Origin of the sequence: Pseudomonas atacamensis (genome assembly GCF_017167965.1) — a bacterium.
Classification (GTDB): domain Bacteria; phylum Pseudomonadota; class Gammaproteobacteria; order Pseudomonadales; family Pseudomonadaceae; genus Aquipseudomonas; species Aquipseudomonas atacamensis.
Genome location: NZ_CP070503.1, coordinates 4,934,002 through 4,953,903, shown reverse-complemented (window position 1 = coordinate 4,953,903; position 19,902 = coordinate 4,934,002). Strand labels below are relative to the sequence as shown.

General features: G+C 60.8%; 14 protein-coding genes. 9 read left to right on the top strand and 5 right to left on the bottom strand.

What is annotated here, in order from left to right:
• Positions 1 to 73: 73 nt before the first annotated feature.
• The 4 genes from JWU58_RS22610 to JWU58_RS22595 all read right to left on the bottom strand — a co-directional run bounded on the left by JWU58_RS22610 (position 74) and on the right by JWU58_RS22595 (position 5,432).
• Positions 74 to 2,920 (bottom strand): valine--tRNA ligase, encoded by a 2,847-nt coding sequence (locus JWU58_RS22610; RefSeq protein ID WP_016771570.1) that lies wholly within the window; start codon positions 2,918 to 2,920, stop codon positions 74 to 76.
• 128 nt (positions 2,921 to 3,048) lie between these two features.
• Entirely contained in the window at positions 3,049 to 3,447 is a 399-nt protein-coding gene (locus tag JWU58_RS22605) for a DNA polymerase III subunit chi (RefSeq protein ID WP_110647046.1), read from the bottom strand.
• Positions 3,448 to 3,455: 8 nt separating this feature from the next.
• Positions 3,456 to 3,884 carry a DNA polymerase III subunit chi gene (locus JWU58_RS22600; RefSeq protein WP_016771568.1) on the bottom strand — a complete coding sequence of 143 codons (429 nt, stop codon included), beginning with the start codon at positions 3,882 to 3,884 and terminating at the stop codon, positions 3,456 to 3,458.
• A gap of 57 nt (positions 3,885 to 3,941) precedes the next feature.
• Positions 3,942 to 5,432, bottom strand: a complete 1,491-nt coding sequence (locus JWU58_RS22595) for a leucyl aminopeptidase (RefSeq protein ID WP_123443486.1) — start codon at positions 5,430 to 5,432, stop codon at positions 3,942 to 3,944.
• 296 nt (positions 5,433 to 5,728) lie between these two features.
• Between JWU58_RS22595 and lptF the strand changes: the two genes are divergently transcribed.
• The 8 genes from lptF to pdxJ all read left to right on the top strand — a co-directional run bounded on the left by lptF (position 5,729) and on the right by pdxJ (position 14,131).
• Positions 5,729 to 6,850: an LPS export ABC transporter permease LptF gene (gene lptF, locus JWU58_RS22590; protein WP_016771566.1), complete on the top strand. Its 1,122-nt coding sequence runs from the start codon at positions 5,729 to 5,731 to the stop codon at positions 6,848 to 6,850.
• The gene (gene lptG / locus JWU58_RS22585) at positions 6,843 to 7,904 is read left to right on the top strand and encodes an LPS export ABC transporter permease LptG (protein ID WP_016771565.1); all 1,062 of its coding nucleotides are present in this window, start codon (positions 6,843 to 6,845) and stop codon (positions 7,902 to 7,904) included. Before lptF ends, lptG begins: the two co-directional genes overlap by 8 nt.
• 173 nt (positions 7,905 to 8,077) lie before the next feature.
• The gene (gene lepA, locus JWU58_RS22580; protein ID WP_016771564.1) at positions 8,078 to 9,874 is read left to right on the top strand and encodes a translation elongation factor 4; all 1,797 of its coding nucleotides are present in this window, start codon (positions 8,078 to 8,080) and stop codon (positions 9,872 to 9,874) included.
• A 9-nt stretch (positions 9,875 to 9,883) separates the two neighbouring features.
• Complete coding sequence (gene lepB / locus JWU58_RS22575) at positions 9,884 to 10,738, top strand: signal peptidase I (RefSeq protein ID WP_122508283.1); 855 nt, start codon at positions 9,884 to 9,886, stop codon at positions 10,736 to 10,738.
• 169 nt (positions 10,739 to 10,907) lie between these two features.
• Entirely contained in the window at positions 10,908 to 11,597 is a 690-nt protein-coding gene (rnc, locus tag JWU58_RS22570; RefSeq protein WP_024011703.1) for a ribonuclease III, read from the top strand.
• Positions 11,590 to 12,492: a GTPase Era gene (gene era, locus JWU58_RS22565; RefSeq protein ID WP_016771562.1), complete on the top strand. Its 903-nt coding sequence runs from the start codon at positions 11,590 to 11,592 to the stop codon at positions 12,490 to 12,492. The genes rnc and era overlap by 8 nt, the downstream gene beginning before the upstream one ends.
• Before the next feature lie 166 nt (positions 12,493 to 12,658).
• Positions 12,659 to 13,348: a DNA repair protein RecO gene (gene recO / locus JWU58_RS22560; RefSeq protein WP_016771561.1), complete on the top strand. Its 690-nt coding sequence runs from the start codon at positions 12,659 to 12,661 to the stop codon at positions 13,346 to 13,348.
• Between the two features lie 39 nt (positions 13,349 to 13,387).
• The gene (gene pdxJ, locus JWU58_RS22555) at positions 13,388 to 14,131 is read left to right on the top strand and encodes a pyridoxine 5'-phosphate synthase (protein ID WP_206421013.1); all 744 of its coding nucleotides are present in this window, start codon (positions 13,388 to 13,390) and stop codon (positions 14,129 to 14,131) included.
• Positions 14,132 to 14,258: 127 nt separating this feature from the next.
• Here pdxJ and mltF read toward each other — a convergent pair whose 3' ends face one another.
• Entirely contained in the window at positions 14,259 to 15,719 is a 1,461-nt protein-coding gene (mltF, locus tag JWU58_RS22550; RefSeq protein ID WP_024011704.1) for a membrane-bound lytic murein transglycosylase MltF, read from the bottom strand.
• Positions 15,720 to 16,004: 285 nt separating this feature from the next.
• Between mltF and purL the strand changes: the two genes are divergently transcribed.
• Positions 16,005 to 19,901: a phosphoribosylformylglycinamidine synthase gene (gene purL, locus JWU58_RS22545; RefSeq protein ID WP_024011705.1), complete on the top strand. Its 3,897-nt coding sequence runs from the start codon at positions 16,005 to 16,007 to the stop codon at positions 19,899 to 19,901.
• The last annotated feature ends 1 nt before the right edge of the window (position 19,902 follow it).

The following is a 19,902-nucleotide window of genomic DNA, read 5'->3' as shown; positions in this document are numbered from 1 at the left end:
CAGGGGATTCGAGATTTTGCAGGAATAAAAAAGGGAGGCCACCTGGGCCTCCCTTCTTCAGTGCGATTTGCCGTTACAGACTGGCAATCCGCGCGTGCTGCTCGGCCAGTTTGCCCAGGGCCTGCTCGGCCTCGGCCAGTTTGGCGCGTTCCTTCTCGATGACTTCGGCCGGGGCCTTGTCGACGAATCCTGCGTTGGAGAGCTTGCCGCCAACCCGCTGGACTTCGCCCTGCAGACGCAGGATTTCCTTGTCCAGACGCGCCAGTTCCGCGCCCTTGTCGATCAGACCGGCCATTGGTACCAGCACTTCCATCTCGCCCACCAGTGCGGTAGCGGACAGCGGTGCTTCTTCGCCAGCGGCGAGCACGGTGATCGATTCCAGACGCGCCAGCTTCTTCAGCAGCGCTTCGTTCTCGCTCAGGCGGCGCTGGTCTTCAGCGCTGACGTTCTTCAGGAAGATCGGCAGTGGCTTGCCCGGGCCGATGTTCATCTCGCCACGAATGTTGCGCGTGCCGAGCATCAGTTCCTTGAGCCATTCGATGTCGTTTTCCGCCGCCGGATCGATGCGTTCTTCGTTGGCCACCGGCCAAGGCTGCAGCATGATCGTTTTGCCCTGAATACCGGCCAGCGGCGCGATACGCTGCCAGATTTCTTCAGTGATGAACGGCATGAACGGATGCGCAAGACGCAGCGCCACTTCCAGCACGCGCACCAGCGTCCGGCGAGTACCGCGCTGACGTTCGACCGGCGCGTTCTCGTCCCACAGCACAGGCTTGGACAGTTCCAGATACCAGTCGCAGTACTGGTTCCAGATGAACTCGTACAACGCTTGCGCGGCGAGGTCGAAACGGAACTGATCCAGTTGGCGGGTCACTTCGGCTTCGGTGCGTTGCAGCTGCGAGATGATCCAGCGATCTGCCAGCGACAGCTCGTAGGCTTCGCCGTTCTGGCCGCAATCTTCGCCCTTGTCCAGAACGTAACGCGCGGCGTTCCAGATCTTGTTGCAGAAGTTGCGATAGCCTTCGACGCGACCCATGTCGAACTTGATGTCGCGACCGGTCGAGGCCAGCGAGCAGAAGGTGAAGCGCAGGGCGTCGGTGCCGTAGCTTTCGATGCCGTTGGCGAATTCTTCGCGGGTGGCTTTCTCGATCTTCTTCGCCAGTTTCGGTTGCATCAGGCCCGAGGTGCGCTTCTGCACCAGGGTTTCCAGGTCGATGCCGTCGATGATGTCCAGCGGGTCAAGGACGTTGCCCTTGGACTTGGACATCTTCTGGCCCTGGCCGTCGCGTACCAGACCGTGTACGTACACGGTCTTGAACGGAACCTGCGGCGTGCCGTCTTCGTTCTTCATCAGGTGCATGGTCATCATGATCATCCGGGCAACCCAGAAGAAAATGATGTCGAAACCGGTGACCAGCACGTCGGTGGAGTGGAATTTCTTCAGAAACTCGGTCTGCTCAGGCCAGCCCAGGGTCGAGAAGGTCCACAGGCCGGAACTGAACCAGGTGTCGAGTACGTCGTTGTCCTGTTGCAGCGCAACGTCCGGGCCGAGGTTGTGCTTGGCACGCACTTCGGCTTCGTCGCGACCGACGTAGACCTTGCCCGACTCGTCGTACCAGGCCGGAATCCGGTGGCCCCACCACAGCTGACGGCTGATGCACCAGTCCTGGATGTCGCGCATCCACGAGAAGTACATGTTTTCGTACTGCTTGGGCACGAACTGGATGCGACCGTCTTCAACGGCAGCAATCGCCGGCTCGGCCAGAGGCTTGGTCGATACGTACCACTGGTCGGTCAGCCACGGCTCGATGACCGTGCCGGAGCGATCGCCTTTCGGCGTTTTCAGGTTGTGATCGTTGACGCTCACCAGCAGACCGGCAGCGTCGAACGCGGCGACGATCTGCTTGCGCGCCTCGAAACGCTCCAGCCCGGCGAACTCCGCCGGAATCTTGCCGTCGATGCTCTCGTTCAGCGTGCCGTCAAGGTTGAACACCTGCGCGGCAGGCAGCACGTTGGCGTTCTTGTCGAAGATGTTCAGCAGCGGCAGGTTGTGGCGCTTGCCGACTTCGTAGTCGTTGAAATCGTGGGCCGGGGTGATTTTCACGCAGCCGGTGCCGAATTCAGGGTCGCAATAATCGTCGGCGATGATCGGGATGCGCCGGCCAACCAGTGGCAGCTCGACGAATTTGCCGATCAGGGCTTTGTAGCGCTCGTCGTTCGGATTAACCGCGACGGCGGAGTCGCCGAGCATGGTTTCCGGACGGGTGGTGGCGACGATCAGGAAGTCATTGCCCTCGGCGGTTTTCACACCATCGGCCAATGGGTATTTCAGGTTCCACAGGAAGCCTTTCTCTTCGTGGTTTTCCACTTCGAGGTCGGAAATCGCCGTGTGCAGTTTGGTGTCCCAGTTGACCAGACGCTTGCCGCGGTAGATCAGGCCGTCCTCATGCAGACGCACGAAGGCTTCCTTGACCGCTTCCGAGAGGCCGTCGTCCATGGTGAAGCGCTCGCGGCTCCAGTCGACGGACGAGCCGAGACGACGGATCTGCCGGCTGATGTTGCCACCGGACTGATCTTTCCACTCCCAGACTTTCTCGAGAAATTTTTCCCGGCCCAGATCGTGACGATTCTGGCCCTGGGCTTCGAGTTGGCGCTCAACCAGCATCTGCGTGGCGATACCGGCGTGGTCGGTGCCCGGCTGCCACAGGGTATCGCGACCCTGCATGCGGCGGAAACGGATCAACGCGTCCATGATCGCGTTGTTGAAACCGTGACCCATGTGCAGGCTGCCGGTGACGTTCGGCGGCGGGATCATGATGGTGTAGGACTCGCCCGCGCCTTGCGGGGCGAAGTAGTTCTCGGACTCCCAGGTCTTGTACCAGGAAGTTTCAATGGCGTGCGGCTGGTAGGTCTTATCCATGCGCGGCGGGACCCTATTGGCATTTATTCAGGAAAAGCCGGGAAGTATAGCCGTGGGGACAGCCACAAGCCACAAGCTGCAAGCTTCAAGAGGAGCACGGCGGATTTGCTTTGGCTTTGGCTTGCAGCTTAAAGCTTGCCGCTTGCAGCTGCGGCGAGCAGCCGCTCCATCCGCGCATCGAGGCGGCGTTTGATTTCGGTCTCGATGTGCGGGGCGAAGTCGTCGATCACGTCTTGCATGATCAATTGCGCGGCGGCGCGCAGTTCGCTGTCCAGGTGCAGCAAGGCGTCCGGGCCTTTATCGACCGGTGCGGCAGCCGGGGCAGCCGGCGGCGCTGGTGGCGGCTCGACGGCCGCCGGCTGGTTGCCGACGGAGTCGAACAGCATTGGAATCTGTTCCTGTTCGCTGTCATCGACCGTATCGGTCAACAGCGGCGGTTGCAGGTTGTCATCGCCGAGCAACTGGCGGATCGATTCGAGATCGTCCAGCAGGTGTGCGGACTTCTGTTGCGGTTTCGGAGTGTCCATTGGAGTGCTCAGAGTCGCTGTAAACGGTGGTCTTGCAGAGAATAGCCCTGTTCGCGGTAGAAACGGAAACTCTCCCGCGCCGCCGCTCGGATGGTCGGATCTTCCACCACCACTTCCGCCACGCGGGCGAATTTGCTGGCGAAGGCCGGGACTTTCAGGTCGAGATTGACCAGCAGATCCTGATGCTCACCGCAGTCTTGCCCGAGTCCCAGCACGATCAAACCGTCCGGTTCGCTGTCGGCCGGGCCGTGGGGCACGAAGCTTTCACCCTTGAATGCCCACAGACGCGCATCGAGATCGTCGCGCTGGGCCGCATCGCTGCAATGCAGGTAGATGCGGTGGCCCATGCGCCAGGCTTTCTCGGTGAGCTTGCAGGCGAAATCCAGGCGCGCTGAAGGATCGGCGCTGGGCAGGATATAGAAGTCGACTTTGGTCATTGCGGTTCCAGAGCGGCAAGTGGCGTCACCCGAGAGTGACGCCACCTTTCAGCGGTTTCAGGCCTTGGCGCGATCGAGCAGGTACTGGGTCAGCAGTGGAACCGGACGGCCGGTGGCGCCTTTGTCCTTGCCGCCGCTGGTCCATGCCGTGCCGGCGATGTCCAGGTGCGCCCAGTTGAGGTTCTTGGTGAAGCGCGACAGGAAGCAGGCGGCAGTGATGGTGCCTGCCTTCGGCCCGCCAATGTTGGCGATGTCGGCGAACGGGCTGTCCAGTTGCTCTTGATACTCATCGAACAGCGGCAGTTGCCAGGCGCGGTCGTCGGCAGCCTTGCCGGCGCTGAGCAGTTGGTCGATCAGCTCGTCGTTGTTGCCCAGCAGGCCGGACGTGTGCGCGCCCAAGGCAACTACGCAAGCACCGGTCAGGGTGGCGATGTCGATCACCGCTTGTGGCTTGAAGCGCTCGGCGTAGGTCAGTGCATCGCACAGCACCAGACGGCCTTCGGCGTCGGTGTTGAGGATTTCCACGGTCTGGCCGCTCATGGTGGTGACGATATCGCCCGGCCGCGAAGCATTGCCGCTCGGCATGTTTTCGGCGCAGGCGAGGATGCACACCAGATTGATCGGCAGTTTCAGCTCAAGCACTGCGCGCAAGGTCCCGAACACGGAGGCAGCGCCGCCCATGTCGTATTTCATCTCGTCCATGCCGGCGCCCGGCTTCAGGCTGATGCCGCCGGTGTCGAAGGTGATGCCTTTGCCGACCAGCGCGTATGGCTTCTCGGATTTCTTGCCGCCGTTGTATTGCATGACGATCAGGCGCGGCGGCTGGGCGCTGCCCTGGCCCACGGCGTAGAACGAGCCCATGCCGAGGGATTTGATCTTCTTCTCGTCGAGTACTTCGACTTTCAGATCCTTGAACTCTTTGCCCAGGTTCTTCGCCTGTTCGCCCATGAAGGTCGGGTGGCAGATGTTCGGTGGCAGGTTGCCCAGATCGCGGGTGAGGGCCATGCCGTTGGCGATGGCGGTGGCGTGGTTCACGGCACGCTGCACTTCGGCTTGCGCAGCCTTGATGGTCAGCAGGGTGATTTTCTTCAGGGCGCGCGGTTCGGCTTTCTGGCTCTTGAACTGGTCGAAGGTGTAGCCGCCGTCGACCAGGGTTTCTGCCAGCAGGCGAGTCTTGCCGTAGCTGTCGCGACCTTTGACGATGACTTCATCCAGCGCCAGCACGGCGTCACCGCCGCCCAAGCCTTTGAGGGTGTTGAGGATGCCGGCAACGATTTTGCGGAACGGACGGTCGCCCAGTTCTTCGTCCTTGCCCACACCGACCAGCAACACGCGCTCGGCTTTCAGGTTCGGCAGGCTGTGCAGCAGCAGGCTCTGACCGACCTTGCCGGCCAGGTCGCCACGCTTGAGCACGGCGCTGATCGCGCCACCGCTCGACTCGTCGACCAGTCTGGCGGCGACACCGAGTTTGCGGCCTTCGCCGACGGCAACCACCAGGGTGGCGGTTTTCAACGTTTCTGGGCTAACGCTTTTTACAACCAGTTCCATGTCCGGATCCCTGAATGAATGGTCAACACGCAGGCGTTCGACGTTGTCCGCAGTCGCCTGCTTATAGATAGAAGAGGCGCAGGCCAAAGCCTGCGACAAGGGCCGCAGTTTGAACCTCGCTCCCTGCGCCTGACAACCCTCAGCAAAGGATTACAGAGATGGATGAGTGTGCGCAGTGACAGGCGCACCCAATCACAGGATAATGCCGCATCTTTTTTCGACCGCTCTGCATGGCGGGCCGGTCGATGTGTTTGCTTGTTTGGCCGCCTTAGCCTGACAACCCTGGAGTGTCTGGTTTGATCGTCTTCCGTTATCTGTCCCGCGAAGTCCTGTTGACCCTCAGCGCCGTAAGTGCCGTGCTGCTGGTCATCATCATGAGCGGTCGCTTCATCAAATACCTGGCGCAGGCTGCGGCCGGTCAGCTCGATCCGGGCTCGCTGTTCCTGATCATGGGCTTTCGTCTGCCGGGTTTCCTGCAACTGATTCTGCCGCTGGGCCTGTTCCTCGGGATCCTGCTGGCCTACGGTCGCCTGTACCTCGAAAGCGAAATGACCGTGCTCTCGGCCACCGGCATGAGCCAGCAGAAGCTGTTTCGCATGACCCTTTTTCCGGCAACGCTGGTGGCACTGGTGGTGGCGTGGCTGAGCCTCGGCCTGGCTCCGCAGGGAGCCAACCAGTTTCAGTTGCTGCTGAACAAGCAGGACGCGCTGACCGAGTTCGATACCCTCGAACCGGGCCGCTTCCAGGCCTTGCGTGACGGTACTCGAGTGACTTACACCGAAACCCTGAGCGACGACCGCGTCAATCTCGGTAGCGTGTTCATTTCGCAGAAGAACCTCGGCGCCGATAAGAAGGATCGCGGGATTTCCGTGCTGGTGGCCGAGTCTGGCCGTCAGGAAATCCGCCCCGATGGCAATCGCTACCTGATCCTCGATAACGGTTACCGCTATGACGGCAGCCCCGGGCAGGCCGATTACCGCGCCATTCATTACGAAACCTACGGCGTGCTGCTGCCCAAGCCGGACGTCAGCGAAGAAGTCACCGATCGCGATGCAATGCCGACCTCGTCCCTGTGGGGCAGTGATGACATCCGTTCAAAAACCGAGCTGCAATGGCGCATGTCCCTGCCTCTGCTGGTATTCATCGTGACCCTGATGGCGGTGCCGCTGTCGCGGGTGAATCCGCGTCAGGGGCGTTTCCTCAAGCTGCTGCCGGCGATTCTTCTTTATATGGCTTACCTGACCATCCTGATTGCCGCTCGCGGCGCCCTTGAAAAAGGCAAGATTCCGCCAGCCCTCGGCCTGTGGTGGGTACACGCGATCTTCCTGGTGATCGGCCTCGGCCTGCTTTATTGGGAGCCGCTGCGCCTGAAGCTGGCCAGCCGTCGCAGTGCTGCGCTGGAGGTGGCCCGTGGTTAAACTCGACCGCTATATCGGCAGCAGCGTGTTCATGGCGATCATCGCCGTGCTGGCGATCATCCTCGGCCTGGCGACGCTGTTTGCCTTCATCGATGAAATGGGCGACGTCAGCGACACATACACCTTGGTCGACGTGCTCGGTTTTGTATTGCTCACCGCACCGCGCCGGCTCTATGAAATGCTGCCGATGGCCGCATTGATCGGGTGCCTGATCGGCCTCGGCAGTCTGGCCAGCAGCAGTGAGCTGACGGTCATGCGCGCTGCTGGCGTGTCGATCGGCCGTATCGTCTGGGCTGTCATGAAACCGATGCTGGTGCTGATGCTCGCCGGCGTGCTGATTGGCGAATACGTCGCCCCGGCCACCGAAAGCATGGCCCAGGCCAATCGCTCGCTGGCCCAGGGCAGCGGCGATGCGCAAAGCGCCAAACACGGTATGTGGCACCGTCAGGGTGAGGAATTCATCCACATCAACGCCGTTCAACCGAACGGTCTGTTGTACGGCGTGACGCGCTATCACTTCGACAAGGAACGCCATCTGCTCAGCTCCAGCTTCGCCAAAAAGGCTGAGTTTGACGGCAGCAAGTGGCAACTCACCGACGTTGCCACCACGCTGTTCCACGAGCGCAGCACCGAGGTCGTCAACGCCCCGAGCGAGGAGTGGGACGTGGCGTTGAGCCCGCAACTGCTCAGCACCGTAGTCATGGCGCCGGAATCGCTGTCGATCAGCGGTCTGTGGGGCTACATCCACTATTTGGCCGAGCAAGGCCTGAGCAACGGCCGTTACTGGCTGGCATTTTGGGTCAAGGTGTTGCAGCCGCTGGTGACCGCCGCGCTGGTGCTGATGGCGATCTCGTTCATCTTTGGCCCGCTGCGTTCGGTGACCCTTGGTCAGCGGGTCTTCACCGGTGTGCTGGTGGGCTTCACCTTCCGCATCGTCCAGGATCTGCTGGGGCCATCGAGTCTGGTGTTCGGTTTCTCGCCGCTGTTTGCGGTGCTGGTGCCGGCCGGCGTGTGTGCGCTGGCGGGCGTCTGGCTGCTCAGACGCGCGGGCTGATGAACAAGCTTTCATTCAGCGCTTGAACCCTGAAAACGCCTCGGTCGCCAGACCGGGGCGTTTTTGCATGCGATCCGGGTGACAGGCGAACGTGACGCTTGCGCCGTGTATCAGGTACAATTCCCGGCTATTTTTCGGCGGGCCAAGCCTGCAGCCTTTTTGAGTGTTGATCCGTGAGTGATTTGAGTCATATCCGCAATTTCTCCATCATCGCCCACATTGACCATGGCAAGTCGACGCTGGCTGACCGTTTCATCCAGATGTGCGGCGGCCTGGCCGAGCGTGAAATGGAAGCCCAGGTACTGGATTCCATGGATCTTGAGCGTGAACGCGGGATCACCATCAAGGCCCACAGCGTTACCCTCTATTACAAAGCCAAAGACGGCATCACCTACCAGCTGAACTTCATTGACACCCCGGGCCACGTCGACTTCACCTATGAAGTCAGCCGTTCCCTGGCCGCGTGCGAAGGTGCCTTGCTGGTGGTCGATGCGGGGCAGGGCGTCGAAGCCCAGTCCGTGGCCAACTGCTACACCGCCATCGAGCAGGGCCTGGAGGTCATGCCGGTCCTGAACAAGATCGACCTGCCACAGGCCGAGCCGGATCGCGTCAAGGACGAGATCGAGAAGATCATCGGCATCGACGCTACCGACGCCGTCACCTGCAGCGCCAAGACCGGCCTGGGTGTCGACGAAGTGCTCGAGCGTCTGGTGCACACCATCCCTGCGCCGACCGGCAATATCGAAGATCCGCTGCAAGCGTTGATCATCGACTCCTGGTTCGACAACTACCTGGGCGTTGTTTCCCTGGTACGCGTGCGCCACGGCCGTGTGAAGAAGGGCGACAAGATTCTGGTCAAGTCCACCGGCAAGGTGCACCTGGTCGACAGCGTCGGCGTGTTCAACCCTAAACACACCGCCACCGTTGATCTGAAGGCCGGCGAAGTGGGCTTCATCATCGCCAGCATCAAGGACATTCACGGTGCGCCGGTCGGTGACACCCTGACCCTGAGCTCCACGCCGGACGTTCCGGTGCTGCCGGGCTTCAAACGCATTCAGCCACAGGTTTACGCCGGTCTGTTCCCGGTCAGTTCCGACGACTTCGAGGATTTCCGCGAAGCGCTGCAGAAGCTGACCCTGAACGACTCGTCGCTGCAGTACACCCCGGAAAGCTCCGACGCCCTGGGCTTCGGCTTCCGTTGCGGCTTCCTCGGCATGCTGCACATGGAGATCATCCAGGAGCGCCTCGAGCGCGAGTACGACCTGGACCTGATCACCACCGCGCCGACGGTAATTTTCGAGCTGGTGCTGAAAACCGGTGAAACGATTTACGTCGACAACCCGTCGAAGCTTCCGGACGTGTCGGCGATCGAGGACATGCGCGAGCCAATCGTGCGCGCCAATATCCTCGTACCGCAGGAACACTTGGGTAACGTGATCACCCTGTGCATCGAGAAACGCGGTGTTCAGGTCGACATGCTGTTCCTCGGCAATCAGGTGCAAGTGACCTACGACCTGCCGATGAACGAAGTGGTCCTGGACTTCTTCGACCGTCTCAAATCCACCAGCCGCGGCTATGCTTCGCTGGACTACCATTTCGATCGTTACCAATCGGCTAATCTGGTGAAACTGGACGTGCTGATCAACGGCGACAAGGTCGATGCCCTGGCATTGATCGTGCACCGTGACAATTCGCACTTCAAAGGTCGCCAGTTGACCGAGAAGATGAAAGAACTGATTCCTCGTCAGATGTTCGACGTGGCGATTCAGGCTGCCATTGGTGGTCAGATCGTGGCCCGGACAACCGTCAAGGCGCTCAGAAAGAACGTATTGGCCAAATGCTACGGCGGTGACGTCAGTCGTAAGAAGAAACTGCTCGAGAAGCAGAAGGCCGGTAAGAAACGCATGAAACAGGTCGGCAACGTGGAAATTCCACAGGAAGCCTTCCTCGCCGTGCTCAGGTTGGAATAATCAGGTCCTATGTCGCTAAATTTCCCGCTGTTGCTGGTCATCGCCGTGTTCGTCTGCGGCCTGTTGGCGTTGCTTGATCTGCTGTTCCTGGCACCGCGTCGGCGTGCTGCCATTGCCTCTTATCAAGGCAGTGTCAGCCAGCCCGAGCCTGTGGTGGTCGAGAAGCTGAACAAAGAGCCGCTGCTGGTTGAATACGGCAAGTCGTTCTTTCCGGTGCTGTTCATCGTGCTGGTGCTGCGTTCGTTCCTGGTGGAGCCGTTCCAGATCCCGTCCGGCTCGATGAAACCGACCCTGGATGTCGGCGACTTCATTCTGGTGAACAAGTTTTCCTACGGCATCCGTCTGCCGGTGATCGACAAGAAGATCATCGAAGTCGGTGACCCGCAGCGCGGCGATGTGATGGTGTTCCGCTACCCGAGCGACCCGAACGTCAACTACATCAAGCGTGTGGTCGGCCTGCCCGGTGACACGGTGCGTTACACCGCCGACAAGCGTCTGTTGGTCAACGGCGAGTCGATTGCCGAGAAGATGGTCGGCGCCGAAGCGGGTTCGCTGGGCAGCGCGGAGCTCTATCAGGAAAAACTCGGCGCAGCCGAGCACCTGATCCGCAAGGAAATGAGCCGTTACCGCGCCACCCCGGACCGTTCGTGGACAGTGCCTGCCGGGCACTACTTCATGATGGGCGACAACCGCGACAATTCGAATGACAGCCGCTACTGGGATGATCCGAACATTCCCAAGGATCTGCTGGGTATGGTTCCCGACAAGAATATTGTCGGCAAGGCCTTCGCGGTCTGGATGAGCTGGCCAGAGCCGAAACTCAGCCACCTGCCGAATTTCTCGCGGGTTGGCCTGATCAAGTAATCAAACACGGCGCTGTTGACCACAGCGCCGAATGCATTTCTGGAGCCGGCACAATCGGCTTCGCAATCGCCAGGATTTATTTTTTGAACACAGCGTTAATTGTCCCAGGCCTGCGCCGTACCCCGGCGATGGCAGTGGAAACCAGCCACGAACTCAGCGTGGGTAAACCGTGAGCGTTTCTCTAAGCCGTCTCGAGCGCCAGCTCGGTTACACCTTCAAGGATCAGGAGCTGATGCTGCTGGCCCTCACGCACCGCAGTTTTGCCGGGCGCAACAACGAGCGTCTGGAGTTCCTCGGTGATGCCATCCTCAACTTCGTCGCTGGCGAGGCGCTGTTCGATCGCTTCCCGCTGGCCCGCGAAGGCCAGTTGTCGCGTTTGCGCGCACGGCTGGTAAAAGGTGAGACCCTGGCCGTACTCGCTCGCGGTTTCGACCTCGGTGATTATTTGCGTCTGGGTTCGGGTGAACTGAAGAGCGGTGGTTTCCGCCGTGAATCCATTCTGGCCGATGCCCTCGAAGCTCTGATCGGTGCGATCTACCTCGATGCCGGCATGGACGTCGCCCGCGAGCGCGTGCTGGCCTGGCTGGCCGGCGAATTCGAAGGGCTGACGCTGGTCGACACCAACAAGGATCCGAAAACCCGCTTGCAGGAACACCTGCAATCGCGCGGTTGCGAACTGCCACGCTACGAAGTGGTGGATATCCAGGGCGAACCGCACTGCCGAACCTTCTTCGTCGAATGCGAAGTGGTCTTACTGAATGAAAAAAGCCGAGGTCAGGGTGTGAGCCGTCGTATTGCCGAACAGGTAGCGGCCGCCGCAGCACTGATTGCCCTGGGCGTGGAGAATGGCAATGACTGATACAAACGCAACTCGCTGTGGCTACGTTGCCATCGTCGGCCGTCCCAACGTCGGCAAGTCGACGCTGCTCAACCACATCCTTGGGCAGAAGCTCGCGATCACTTCGCGCAAACCGCAGACCACTCGCCACAACATGCTCGGGATCAAGACCGAGGGCGACGTGCAGGCGATCTACGTCGACACCCCGGGCATGCACAAGGGTGGCGAAAAGGCCCTGAATCGTTACATGAACAAAACCGCTTCGGCGGCGTTGAAAGATGTCGACGTGGTGATCTTCGTCGTCGACCGTACCAAGTGGACCGACGAAGACCAGATGGTGCTCGAGCGTGTGCAATACGTGACCGGCCCGCTGATCGTCGCGCTGAACAAGACCGATCGCATCGAAGACAAAGCCGAGCTGATGCCACACCTGAGCTGGTTGCAGGAACAGCTGCCAAACGCGCAGATCATCCCGATTTCCGCGCAGCACGGGCACAACCTCGAAGCGCTGGAAAAGGTCATCGCCGATCACTTGCCGGAGAATGATCACTTCTTCCCGGAAGACCAGATCACCGACCGCAGCAGCCGTTTCCTTGCCGCCGAACTGGTGCGCGAGAAAATCATGCGCCAGATGGGCGCCGAGCTGCCGTACCAGATCACCGTCGAAATCGAAGAATTCAAGCAGCAGGGCAAGACCTTGCACATCCACGCGCTGATTCTCGTCGAGCGTGACGGCCAGAAGAAAATCATCATTGGCGACAAGGGCGAGCGCATCAAGCGCATCGGCACCGAAGCGCGCAAGGACATGGAGCTGCTGTTCGACTCCAAGATCATGCTCAACCTGTGGGTCAAGGTGAAGGGCGGCTGGTCCGATGACGAGCGCGCGCTGCGTTCGCTGGGTTATGGCGATCTGTAAGTAGCGATCTCGAAAACACCGCTACTCACTGTGGGAGCGAGCCTGCTCGCGAAGGGGATGTAACATTCAGCATTGATGTTGACTGTCACTCCGCTTTCGCGAGCAGGCTCGCTCCCACAGTGGTTTTGGGTTGTATGTAAAACCGCGTTTCTTCATCGAGAACTCAATGTCGCAAAACCCGCCTCCCGCCCAACCCGCCTACGTCCTGCATTCGCGCGCCTATCGCGAAACCAGCGCATTGGTCGATTTCCTCACGCCGCAAGGTCGGCTGCGGGCGGTGTTGCGCAGTGCGCGGGGCAAGGCCGGGACTCTGGCACGGCCGTTCGTGGCGCTGGAGGTCGAGTTCCGTGGCAAGGGTGAGTTGAAGAATGTCGGGCGCATGGAGAGCTCCGGCACCTCGGCATGGCTCAACGGCGAGGCGCTGTTCAGCGGTCTCTACCTCAACGAATTGTTGATCCGCCTGTTGCCTGCCGAGGATCCGCATCCTGCAGTATTTGATCATTACGCCGCGACCTTGCTGGCGCTGGCCGAAGGTCGACCGCTGGAGCCATTGTTGCGCTCCTTCGAATGGCGATTGCTGGATGATCTCGGCTACGGCTTCTCGATGAACACCGATATGCACGGTGAGCCTGTGGCACCTGACGGTCTCTATCGCCTGCAAGTCGATGCCGGTCTCGAAAGGGTGTATCTGCTGCAACCAGGCTTGTTCAACGGTACCGAACTGCTGGCCATGGCCGAAGCCGACTGGTCGGCGCCCGGTGCGCTGTCGGCGGCCAAGCGTCTGATGCGCCAGGCCCTGGCGGTGCATTTGGGCGGGCGTCCGCTTGTCAGTCGCGAGCTGTTTCGCAAGCCCTGATATGCTGTGCGCCGAACCTCTCAATTCAGGAGCGCATCCGTGACCAGCAGCAATCGCATTCTTCTCGGCGTGAACATCGACCACGTCGCCACCCTGCGTCAGGCCCGTGGCACGCGCTACCCGGATCCGGTCAAAGCGGCGCTGGATGCAGAAGAGGCGGGCGCTGATGGCATCACCGTGCACCTGCGCGAAGACCGCCGACACATCCAGGAGCGTGACGTGCTGCTGCTCAAAGATGTGCTGCAAACCCGCATGAACTTCGAAATGGGCGTCACCGAAGAAATGATGGCGTTCGCTGAGCGCATTCGCCCGGCGCACATCTGCCTGGTCCCGGAAACCCGTCAGGAGCTGACAACCGAAGGCGGTCTGGATGTAGCGGGGCAGGAGGAGCGCATCAGGGCTGCGGTCGAGCGCTTGTCGAAGATCGGCAGCGAAGTGTCGCTGTTTATCGATGCTGACGAGCGGCAGATTGCGGCTTCCAAGCGCGTCGGTGCGCCGGCAGTCGAGCTGCACACCGGTCGTTATGCCGATGCTGAAACCCCGACTGAAGTGGCCGAGGAATTGAAGCGTGTGGCGGATGGCGTTGCGTTTGGTCTGGCCCAAGGCTTGATCGTTAACGCCGGTCACGGCTTGCATTACCACAACGTTGAAGCCGTGGCTGCGATCAAAGGCATCAACGAGCTGAACATCGGCCACGCGCTGGTGGCGCATGCGTTGTTCGTTGGCTTCAAGTCTGCCGTATCGGAAATGAAAGCGCTGATTCTGGCTGCTGCCAAATCCTGAGCAGCTACACAAAACCCCTGTGGGAGCGAGCCTGCTCGCGAAAACGATGTATCAGTCAAAGATTATGTCGACTGACACGACGCTTTCGCGAGCAGGCTCGCTCCCACAGTTGGATTTGAGGTGTGGGTTAAAGCGGGGCAGGTTCTTGCGCCGGTTTCGACTTGTCGATCGCCGGCACATGCAGGTTGCCCTCGGCCACCTGATCGCCTTCAAGCTGCGGCTGGGTCACCCAGGTCAGGATGTCGTAGTAGCGACGGATGTTCGCTACGAAGTGCACTGGCTCGCCGCCACGGGCGTAACCGTAGCGGGTCTTGCTGTACCACTGCTTCTGCGAGAGGCGCGGCAGGATCTTTTTCACGTCCAGCCACTTGTCCGGATTCAAGCCTTCCTTCGCCGCCAGTTTGCGCGCGTCATCCAGATGGCCACTGCCGACGTTGTACGCCGCCAGGGCGAACCAAGTGCGATCCGGTTCCTGGATCGAATCGTCCAGCTGATCTTTCATATAAGCCAGGTACTTGGCGCCGCCCATGATGCTCTGCTTGGGATCGAGGCGGTTGGACACGCCCATCGCCTGCGCGGTGTTCTGGGTCAGCATCATCAAGCCGCGTACGCCGGTTTTCGAGGTCACAGTCGGCTGCCACAGAGATTCCTGATAACCGATGGCGGCCAGCAGGCGCCAGTCGACTTTCTCTTTCTTCGCGTAATTCTTGAAGTGCTGTTCGTATTTCGGCAGACGCTGCTGCAAGTGCTGGGCGAAGGTGGTGGCGCCCATGTAACCGAGGACATCGACGTGGCCGTAGTAGCGATCTTTCAGGCGCTGCAGGGTGCCGTTTTTCTGCACCTTGTCCAGATAGGCGTTGATTTCGTTGAGCAGGCTGTTGTCTTCGCCCGGGCCGACCGCCCAGCTCTGACTGCGCGCGTCGCCGAGGTCGAAGGCCACGCGGATGTTGGTGAAGTACACCTGATTCATCGCCACTTCGTTGGAGTCGACCAGTGTCAGGTCGATCTGGCCCTCATCGACCATGCGCAGCAGATCGACCACTTCAACCGCGTCGGATTCTTCGTATTCGATGCCGGGATATTTCTGTTTCAGCGCGGCCAGTTGTTCGGCGTGGGTGCTGCCCTTGAGCACGGTGATCTTCTTGCCGACCAGATCCGCCGGATCGGTGGGGCGCGACTGGCCGTTGCGGTAGATGATCTGCGGGGTGACTTCGAGGTAGGAGTGGGAGAACCGCACCTGCTTCTTGCGTTCATCGCTGCTGACCAGACCGGCGGCCGCGAGTACCGGGCCGTTCGGCTTGCCGACCTGGTTGAACAGGTCATCGAGGTTGTCGGCGGTCTCGATCTTCAATTCGACGCCCAAATCGTCGGCGAAGCGCTTCACCAGCTCGTATTCAAAGCCGGTTTCACCGCTGCGATCCTGAAAGTAGGTGGCGGGGCTGTTGCGGGTAACCACGCGCAGCACACCGTCCTCCTTTACGCGCTCGAGTGTGTTGGGTTTATCAACACAGCCACCGAGCACCAGGAAGAGTCCGGTTGCGATCAACCATTTGGCGTATCGCGGACGCAAAGCCGTTGGGAAAAACATCTGCGCAGTATACGCAAACGGCCACGGGCGCCATATCTCGACAGCGTAGGACTAGTCTGCTAGCGATCACAAAATCGAACGAAATCCCTTGAATACGGGCCTTCAGGGCATTTTGTTACAGTAAAAATAAGCCGCGCTGAAAGGCTTGATTTACCTGACCCCGAAGGCAGAAACACAGATTGCTACCCGAGTGCAACCGTGCGTAGCGTTTCGGGTGATGTTGAGGTCGGTTTAGGCTAGAATGCACGGCCTCAAAGCACACCCCTTCCCGAGGCTGTCCCGAAGATGTTGATCCTGCGCGGCGCTCCTGCCCTTTCTGCCTTTCGCCACAGCAAACTCCTTGAGCAACTGAGCCAGAAGGTTCCAGCTGTCAGTGGCCTGTATGCTGAATTCGCTCACTTCGCCGAAGTCACCGGCGTCCTGACCGGCGACGAACAGCAGGTGCTAGCGCGCCTTCTGAAGTACGGCCCAAGTGTTCCGGTTCAAGAGCCGACCGGTCGTCTGTTTCTGGTGTTGCCGCGTTTCGGCACCATCTCGCCGTGGTCGAGCAAGGCCAGCGACATCGCCCGCAACTGCGGCCTGAGCAAGATCCAGCGTCTGGAACGCGGTATCGCCTTCTATGTTGCAGGGCAGTTCAGCGAAGCCGAAGCCCAGCTGATTTCGGACGCGCTGCATGACCGCATGACCCAGATCGTGCTGGCCAACCTCGAGCAGGCCGCCGGTCTGTTCAGCCATGCCGAGCCGAAGCCGCTGACCGCCATCGACATCCTCGGTGGCGGCCGCGCCGCGCTGGAAAAGGCCAACACCGAGCTGGGCCTGGCCCTGGCCGAAGACGAGATCGACTATCTGGTCAACGCCTTCAATGGTCTGAAGCGCAACCCGCACGACATCGAACTGATGATGTTCGCCCAGGCCAACTCCGAGCACTGCCGCCACAAGATCTTCAACGCCAGTTGGGACATTGACGGCCAGAGCCAGGAAAAAAGCCTGTTCGGCATGATCAAGAACACCTATCAGATGCACAGCGAAGGCGTGTTGTCCGCTTACAAGGACAACGCTTCGGTGATCGTCGGCAACGTCGCCGGCCGCTTCTTCCCGAATCCTGAAACCCGCCAGTACGGCGCGGTGCAGGAGCCGGTGCACATTCTGATGAAGGTTGAAACCCACAACCACCCGACCGCGATTGCGCCGTTCCCGGGCGCATCCACCGGTTCCGGTGGCGAGATCCGTGACGAAGGTGCAACCGGTCGCGGCGCCAAGCCAAAGGCCGGCCTGACCGGTTTCACCGTATCGAACCTGCAGATCCCTGGCTTCGAACAGCCGTGGGAAGTGCCGTACGGCAAGCCTGAGCGCATCGTCACCGCGCTGGACATCATGATCGAAGGCCCGCTCGGCGGCGCTGCGTTCAACAACGAATTCGGTCGTCCGGCGCTGACCGGCTATTTCCGTACCTTCGAACAGTCGATCACCACTCCGCACGGTGACGAAGTGCGTGGTTACCACAAGCCGATCATGCTCGCTGGCGGCATGGGCAACATCCGCGAAGAACACGTCAAGAAAGGCGAGATCGTCGTCGGCTCCAAGCTGATCGTGCTCGGCGGCCCGGCGATGTTGATCGGTCTCGGTGGCGGCGCGGCTTCGTCGATGGCCACCGGCACCAGCTCGGCGGATCTGGATTTTGCTTCCGTGCAGCGTGAAAACCCTGAAATGGAGCGCCGCTGCCAGGAAGTCATCGACCGTTGCTGGCAACTGGGCGACAAGAACCCGATCAGCTTCATCCACGACGTCGGCGCGGGCGGTCTGTCCAACGCCTTCCCGGAACTGGTCAACGACGGCGACCGCGGTGGCCGTTTCGAACTGCGCAACATTCCAAACGACGAGCCGGGCATGGCCCCGCACGAAATCTGGTCGAACGAATCCCAGGAACGTTACGTGCTGGCAGTCGGCCCGGAAGACTTCGAGCGCTTCCAGGCGATCTGCGAACGCGAGCGTTGCCCGTTTGCCGTAGTCGGGGAAGCGACTGCCGAACCGCAACTGACCGTGACCGACAGCCACTTCGGCAACAACCCGGTGGACATGCCGCTGGAAGTGTTGCTGGGCAAGGCGCCGCGCATGCACCGTTCGGTGGTTCGCGAAGCCGAGCTGGGCGATGACTTCGATCCGTCGAACCTCGACATCAGCGAGTCCATCGAACGCGTTCTGCATCATCCGGCCGTGGCCAGCAAAAGCTTCCTGATCACCATCGGCGACCGCACCATTACCGGCCTCGTTGCCCGTGACCAGATGGTTGGCCCGTGGCAAGTGCCGGTGGCCGACGTTGCCGTCACCGCCACCAGTTTCGACGTCTACACCGGTGAAGCCATGGCGATGGGCGAGCGTACTCCGCTGGCTCTGCTGGACGCGCCGGCCTCGGGCCGCATGGCCATCGGCGAAACCATCACCAACATTGCTGCCTCGCGCATCAACAAGCTCTCCGACATCAAACTGTCGGCGAACTGGATGTCGGCGGCCGGCCACCCGGGCGAAGACGCGCGTCTGTATGACACCGTAAAAGCGGTCGGCATGGAGCTCTGCCCTGAGCTGGGCATCACCATTCCTGTGGGCAAGGACTCGATGTCCATGGCCACGCGCTGGAACGACAACGGCGAAGACAAGACCGTCACCTCGCCAATGTCGCTGATCGTCACCGGTTTCGCGCCAGTGGCTGACATCCGTCAGACCCTGACCCCGGAACTGCGCATGGACAAGGGTACCACTGACCTGATCCTGATCGACCTCGGTCGCGGGCAGAACCGCATGGGGGCATCGATCCTCGCGCAAGTCCACGGCAAACTCGGCAAGCATGCGCCGGACGTCGATGACGCCGAAGACCTGAAAGCCTTCTTCGCGGTGATCCAGGGCCTCAACGCCGACGGTCACCTGCTGGCTTACCACGACCGTTCCGATGGTGGTCTGCTGACCTCCGTGGTGGAAATGGCCTTCGCCGGCCACTGCGGTCTGAGCCTGAACCTGGACAGCGTTGCCGAATCCGCTTCGGAAATCGCCGCGATCCTGTTCAACGAAGAACTCGGTGCGGTGATCCAGGTTCGCCAGGACGCCACCCCGGACATCCTCGCGCAATTCAGCGCCGCCGGTCTGGGCGACTGCGTGTCGGTGATCGGTCAGCCGATCAACAATGGCCAGATCAACATCACCTTCAACGGTGACACCGTGTTCGAAGGCCAGCGTCGTCTGCTGCAACGTCAGTGGGCCGAGACCAGCTACCAGATCCAGCGTCTGCGCGACAACGCCGACTGCGCCGAGCAGGAATTCGACGCGCTGCTGGAAGAAGACAACCCGGGCCTGAGCGTCAAGCTCAGCTACGACGTCAATCAGGACATCGCCGCGCCTTACATCAAGAAAGGCATCCGCCCACAGGTTGCCGTGCTGCGTGAGCAGGGCGTCAACGGTCAGGTGGAAATGGCCGCCGCGTTCGACCGCGCCGGTTTCAGCGCGATCGACGTGCACATGAGCGATATCCTCGCCGGTCGTGTCGACCTCAACGAGTTCAAAGGCCTGGTGGCCTGCGGTGGTTTCTCCTACGGCGACGTGCTCGGCGCCGGTGAAGGCTGGGCCAAGTCGGCGCTGTTCAACAGCCGCGCCCGCGATGCGTTCCAAGGCTTCTTCGAACGTAACGACAGCTTCACGCTGGGCGTGTGCAACGGTTGCCAGATGATGTCCAACCTGCACGAGCTGATCCCGGGCAGCGAGTTCTGGCCGCACTTCGTGCGCAACCGCTCCGAGCAGTTCGAAGCGCGGGTGGCGATGGTGCAGATCCAGGAATCGAATTCGATCTTCCTGCAGGGCATGGCCGGTTCGCGCATGCCGATCGCCATCGCCCACGGTGAAGGGCATGCCGAGTTCGCCAGCGAAGAAGCACTGCTGGAAGCCGATCTGTCCGGTTGCGTGGCGATGCGTTTTGTCGACAACCACGGCAAAGTCACCGAAGCCTATCCGGCCAACCCGAACGGCTCGCCGCGCGGGATCACCGGCCTCACCAGCCGTGACGGCCGTGTGACGATCATGATGCCGCACCCGGAGCGTGTGTTCCGTGCGGTGCAGAACTCGTGGCGTTCGGAAGACTGGAACGAAGACGCGCCGTGGATGCGCATGTTCCGTAATGCTCGCGTGTGGGTTAACTGAT

Excerpts from the sequence above, each read along its gene's own strand:
- JWU58_RS22610 (WP_016771570.1), bottom strand. The coding sequence starts at position 2,920 with ATGGATAAGACCTACCAGCCGCACGCCATTGAAACTTCCTGGTACAAG.
- JWU58_RS22605 (WP_110647046.1), bottom strand. The coding sequence starts at position 3,447 with ATGGACACTCCGAAACCGCAACAGAAGTCCGCACACCTGCTGGACGAT.
- JWU58_RS22600 (WP_016771568.1), bottom strand. The coding sequence starts at position 3,884 with ATGACCAAAGTCGACTTCTATATCCTGCCCAGCGCCGATCCTTCAGCG.
- JWU58_RS22595 (WP_123443486.1), bottom strand. The coding sequence starts at position 5,432 with ATGGAACTGGTTGTAAAAAGCGTTAGCCCAGAAACGTTGAAAACCGCC.
- lepB (WP_122508283.1), top strand. The coding sequence starts at position 9,884 with ATGTCGCTAAATTTCCCGCTGTTGCTGGTCATCGCCGTGTTCGTCTGC.
- era (WP_016771562.1), top strand. The coding sequence starts at position 11,590 with ATGACTGATACAAACGCAACTCGCTGTGGCTACGTTGCCATCGTCGGC.
- recO (WP_016771561.1), top strand. The coding sequence starts at position 12,659 with ATGTCGCAAAACCCGCCTCCCGCCCAACCCGCCTACGTCCTGCATTCG.
- mltF (WP_024011704.1), bottom strand. The coding sequence starts at position 15,719 with ATGTTTTTCCCAACGGCTTTGCGTCCGCGATACGCCAAATGGTTGATC.
- purL (WP_024011705.1), top strand. The coding sequence starts at position 16,005 with ATGTTGATCCTGCGCGGCGCTCCTGCCCTTTCTGCCTTTCGCCACAGC.